Genomic DNA, 702 nt, shown 5'->3' on the forward strand with positions numbered 1-702 from the left:
GATGAGCTTCTGCACCCTGCACCGGAAAGTAACCTCCAACGCGGTGGCACTGTGTGGGCTGTACGAAGGAGGACTGCGGACCTATCTGCGAGACAACCCACACATACGCAGGATTATTCTGTGCCTGGATAACGATGAACATGGTCGGCAGGCAACCCAAAAGCTCCGAGAAATGTTCTCCGCAGAGGACTATGAGGTGTCTCAACAACTTCCTCCACAGGGAAAGGATTGGAATGAGTATCTGCTGCAACGAAATGTGCTCCGTGAAAGGGGGTGACAATTTCCAAAAGAAGAAATAACAATATGATTTCCGGCAAATCAAAAGAAAAATTGTTGTAGGAGGAATCCAGTATGAAACGCATTTTGACCACGATGTGCGCCCTGACCCTGCTCCTGGCGGCATCTGTCCCTGCTCTGGCCGTTGAACCGGAGCAGAGTGCCAGTTACTACCCCACATCGGTGGAGGAGTATATGGAGGGAGACAGCCCCAGGATCAAGAAAGTGTACCAGCTGTCCCTGGCAGATGACCCATCCCAGATTCCCACCGAGGATTTTGAGCGGGATGGCCGCCTCTATTATCTGCTGGATATGACGCGGAAGGACGAGGTTGGGGTGGACATCCAGACCATCACCCAGACCAAAACTCTGGCCAGTGAAACCAACAATATGGAGAAGATCCTCCAGAGTCTGGAACCGCAGATG

Annotated in this window: 1 protein-coding gene and 1 pseudogene; both read left to right on the forward strand. The window is 52.1% G+C overall.

All coding sequences use genetic code 11. From position 1 onward, the window contains the following. On the forward strand, positions 1 to 277 hold a 277-nt coding region (locus B5F88_RS19885), incomplete at its 5' end, for a toprim domain-containing protein (RefSeq protein ID WP_140402243.1). 74 nt (positions 278 to 351) lie between these two features. Continuing rightward, positions 352 to 702 (forward strand): annotated as a pseudogene (locus B5F88_RS19890) (hypothetical protein); the annotation flags it as partial.

Origin of the sequence: Flavonifractor sp. An306, assembly GCF_002159455.1 — a bacterium.
GTDB lineage: Bacteria > Bacillota > Clostridia > Oscillospirales > Oscillospiraceae > Flavonifractor.